The sequence below is a fragment of the Peribacillus sp. P4_D6 genome (genome assembly GCF_056401795.1).
In genome coordinates, this window is sequence record NZ_JBFUIQ010000200.1 from 1 (window position 1) to 4,669 (window position 4,669).

A 4,669-nucleotide genomic window follows, 5' to 3' on the forward strand; every position below is an offset into this window, starting at 1 on the left:
CTCCCCTCTTCCGATAATCGTCAAGGTTGCATTTGGAAATTTACCTCTGATTTTTTGGAAAGCTTGCATTAAGATGTGATGTCCTTTTTTTTCCACTAACCTACCGATGGATAGAATGTTTTGAGAATCCCCTTTATGTGGTGCCCGGTATTTGAATTCGTTAAGGTCAACGCCCCCATATAACACTCTAATTTTTTCTGAAGGACAACCCCAAGCAATTAACCTATCTGCTAAATACTGACAAACTGGGAAAAAACGCTCCCCTCGATCAAATAGCATTTTCATGTTATCTAGATAGCCAATGGGCTGATTGGCCAGGGTTGCATCCCGGCCTCTAATACTTGTTACCAACGGAATGTTTGTTTCCTCTTTAAAAGGAAGTAATAACATCCCTAATTGGCCATGATGAGCATGTAATAGGGAGATATTATTACTTTTTACATATTCTTTTGGTGAGAAAACTTCATTGAGATAATGAACCTTCTCATTTAAAAGGGAAAGATCTATCATATACTTAGGTTGTCGTACCATATGAATATAATCATAATCAGGAACTTCTCGAATCTGTGAGATATATTGGGTCGGATCAACTCTTAAATTCAAATGCATAACTGTGTGCAAATAAATGATCTCCTTTCATGCATAGTAAGCAAATTTCCTGGACCTTTTCAAGTATATTATGCAGGACTCCCTAGGTACGCATGGACTAATAACATACAGTAAAGCTAAATCGCAGAGAGTATGCGTTTGTCTAATACAAAGGGGATTTAAGTAGGTGCCATGACACAAGATCATTTACAAACAATGATAATAAAAACAACATGTATAGTTGATGTTAATTAAGGTTTTAATCGTCGATGATGATTTTTCTTCTTTTTAAGAAATATAAAAAAGCACCCAAGATACGATCAAAGGTGCTGCATTGCCAGTTTGAACCTAATATACGTTTTCAACATGTCTGAGTTAAAGAAGTGTTAGAAAAATTTTTTCGCTTTATGTCATTCCAATAACAATTGCTGGTCTTCCTATTGGGTAATATTCAATTTTCTTGCACGCTCTGATTCGATCTTCTTCAAGACAATTTCTACCATCAAAAACGATTGGCCGTCTCATTGTTGTCATCAATGTTTTCAAATCTAAAAGTCTAAACTCTTTCCATTCGGTAACAATGAATACAGCATCCGCATTCACTGCCGCTTCGCGGACTGTGCTTGCAAACCTGATTGTATCCCCTAATATGTTCTTCGCATTATCCACTGCAACCGGATCATAAGCTACCACTTCTGCTCCAAGTTTGGTTAATGAACGCGCAATTTTGATTGATGGAGCTTCCCTCATGTCGTCTGTCTCTGGCTTGAAAGCGAGACCAAGCATTGCAACTTTTTTCCCTTTTAAATCTCCTAAGCGATTTATCGCTTTGGTTACAAGGAGCTCCTGCTGAAAATCATTGATCGCTACTGTTTCTTTTAACAGGGAAAAATGTACTCCATTTAAATTGGCAGTATGAAGCAACGCTTTAACATCCTTTGGAAAACAAGATCCTCCATAACCAATGCCGGGCTGTAAAAAAGCTTCTCCGATCCTTTTATCTTTTCCCATTCCCTTTGCTACATCTTTAACATCTGCACCCACTACTCCGCATAAATTGGCAACTTCATTGATAAAGCTAATCTTGGTCGCCAAAAAGGCATTAGATGCGTACTTAATCATTTCCGCACTTCGAATGCTTGTTAGTATAAATGGTACATTTAATGGACGATACATTTCTTGTACTTTCTTAGCAGCCTCATCATTTTCAGAACCGATTATGATTCGATCTGCTTGCATCGTATCCATGACGGCAGACCCTTGTCTTAAAAATTCAGGATTTGATACCATATTAAAGGTGACACTTTCGTTACAATGTTCTTCAATGATGCTTTTAATAAAATCATTCGTACCAACAGGCACAGTACTCTTTATAACGACTACTGAACTCTGTACCAGGTTCGCAGCAATATCCTTCGCGGCCTGCACAATATAAGATAAATCTGCTCCCCCATCCTCCATTTGCGGTGTTCCTACGGCAATTATGATAATCTCGGCACCATTTAGCGCTTCTCGATGAGATGTAGTAAATAGCAGTCTACCCGCTGCAGCATTTTGAATAAGCAAATTCTCCAGACCGGGTTCATATATTGGAGAAATCCCTTGACGTAAGCTTTTAATTTTCTGTTCATCTGTATCGATACAAATGACATTATGACCTATTTCTGACAAACAAACACCAGTGGACAGCCCGACATAACCTGTACCCAAAACAGCTATTTTCATATTATTCAAGCTCTCTCTTTATAATTTGGAGGTTTTCTTTCTTATTTACATCCCTTAAATAGGAAAGTACCTCGTCTCTTATATCATCTCTGCGCAAAGCAAAGTCTATTGTTGCCTTAATGAATCCAACTTTATCACCAATATCATATCGGTTTCCCTCAAAGTTATATGCTAATACAGCCTGCTGCTTATTTAGCTCATTAATGGCATCAGTAAGTTGTAATTCATTACCATGTCCAACCGGAAGCTTGGAAAGCGTTTCAAAAATCTCGGGTCTAAAAACATAACGCCCCATTATCGCATATCTGGAAGGCGCCTCTTCCCTTTTCGGTTTTTCCACCAAAGAATCTATATGAAATAGGTTTGGCTCAATCATTGTCCCTTTTGGCTTAATAATTCCATATTTACTGACATCCTTTTCCGGAACACTCTGAACAGCTACGACTGAACTGTTGCAATACTCAAAAACACTGATGATTTGTTTCAGACAGGGTGTTTTAGACATAACGATGTCATCCCCTAACAAAACGGCAAAAGGTTCATTTCCAATGAAGCTTTTAGCACAGAGAATTGCATGTCCTAGCCCCATCGGTTCCTTTTGACGGACATAATAGATATTTGCCAAGCTGGATATTTTCTGAACTTCCTCTAAAATATCGAGCTGATTTTTTCTTAAAAGTGCATCTTCCAACTCATAGGATTTATCAAAATGATCCTCTATTGATCTTTTTCCTCTACCGATTATGATAATTATTTCCTCTATGCCCGAAGCTACTGCTTCTTCAACAATATATTGAATCGTTGGTTTATCAACAATCGGCAGCATTTCCTTAGCCTGAGCTTTTGTAGCAGGCAAAAATCGGGTCCCTAGACCTGCGGCCGGGATAATGGCCTTTCGGATTTTCATAAGCTGCCTCCCTTTTGTCATTCATTAATCCTTTATATGCAATAGGACAACTTACGGTCTAGTTAGTAGCCCAATTCGTCCATTTTTATTTAACAGGGGCCAGTAGGCTATATATGGAAGAATTCCAATCTGGCTGTGGCCGGGCCCCGCAGCCTGTCGGTTAGTGCCCTTTAAAACATCAATTACACTTTTTATGTAATGGATGTTGAAATGATCGATATACGGTTTGGATTAACCACTGTAGAGCTTTTTCCGGTACAGTAACCTAAACGATTTCCCTTTCTCTTTCTTTGAAAAACTCCATCGCAGGATCAGTTTTTTGTTTAATTTTAAAGGCTCTTTTCGTAAAGGTTGTTGTTTTTAAAAYGAAACTATCTAAGGTTGATTGGAGCGGAAGTGCGAGACTCCTGCGGGAGTGGCGGGACAGGTGAAGACCCCACAGGCGTTTACGCCGAGGGGGCTCACCGCCCGCCCCGCGGAAAGCGAGCATCTGGAGGGGAAATCAACCACACCTCACTACTTGGTAAATAGCAACAAAGTATGTGAAAACAGCCATTTTAAAAAATATGACGGACTGTATTCATGATTTTGAGGTGGGAATTTTCAAATGAAAGGGGAGGTTTTTTTAATAAGAATTCGATCTATGTTGAATGGATATAGTTAAGGAATTTTATTTCACTCCTAAAGCAACAACACTTATCATCCTTTTAGAGGCTAATGCAACACTTTTACTTTCTCGGTACGTGAAGAGCAAATCTTAGCATATTGGATACAATTCTAATGAATCATTTCGCTCCATTTGCAACCTTCGTCTAGTTTCGACGTATGGCAACTACTGTGCACCGAAATCCGATGGAAATGAACTTGTTTTCAAATAAAGAAGAAGAGGCTTTAACAGCCTCTTCTTCTTTATTGAGTTTCATCTTCATTTTTATTACCACTACTGCTATTTGCTATAAACATCGCAATTTGCGCCTTTTTTTCTACATCTAAATCAAGGGTATCGATTATGCTAAAAGGTGATTTTAATAAGGGGGGGTGTGGTTGTGCAATCTTCGTTATTTCTTGCAAGATTTTATCTGAAGTTTGATCTTGTTGTTTAATTAACTGATTCTGAAGTTGAATCTGAAGTTCCTTCTGTTGTTCTTCTTGGTGTTGGAGTTGGTCTTGAATTTTCTCTAGTGGCAGTGAACGCTTCGATATTTCGTGTAAGACTTTATCTAAATGCTCATCTTGTTGTTTAGATAATTTATTCTGGAGTTGAACCTGAAGATCCTTCTGTTTTTGTTCTTGGAGTTGGAGTTGGTCTTGAATTTTTTCCAGTGGTTGTGAAATCTTCGTTATTTCTTGTAAGATTTTATTTAAAGTATCATTTTGTTGTTTAATTAATTGATTCTGAAGTTGAACCTGAAGATCCTTCTGTTTTTGTTCTTGGAGTTGGAGTTGGCC

General features: G+C 38.2%; 4 protein-coding genes. All 4 read right to left on the reverse strand.

Annotated elements, in window-relative coordinates; genetic code table 11:
* A partial coding sequence (locus AC1DVB_RS25275) for a glycosyltransferase (protein ID WP_477591513.1) occupies nt 1–621 on the reverse strand: 621 nt, incomplete at its 3' end.
* Between the two features lie 372 nt (nt 622–993).
* Nucleotides 994–2,313, reverse strand: coding sequence for a UDP-glucose dehydrogenase family protein (locus tag AC1DVB_RS25280; RefSeq protein WP_057277926.1), 1,320 nt, complete (start codon nt 2,311–2,313; stop codon nt 994–996).
* Nucleotide 2,314: 1 nt separating this feature from the next.
* On the reverse strand, nt 2,315–3,220 hold the full coding sequence (galU, locus tag AC1DVB_RS25285) for a UTP--glucose-1-phosphate uridylyltransferase GalU (RefSeq protein WP_430755732.1): 906 nt from the start codon (nt 3,218–3,220) through the stop codon (nt 2,315–2,317).
* A 909-nt stretch (nt 3,221–4,129) separates the two neighbouring features.
* Nucleotides 4,130–4,669 (reverse strand): hypothetical protein (locus AC1DVB_RS25290; protein WP_477591516.1); only part of this gene is annotated, 540 nt, incomplete at its 5' end.

Bases quoted from the DNA above. Each gene is read 5' to 3' on its own strand.
- AC1DVB_RS25280 (WP_057277926.1), bottom strand. From the start codon at position 2,313: ATGAAAATAGCTGTTTTGGGTACAGGTTATGTCGGGCTGTCCACTGGT.
- galU (WP_430755732.1), bottom strand. From the start codon at position 3,220: ATGAAAATCCGAAAGGCCATTATCCCGGCCGCAGGTCTAGGGACCCGA.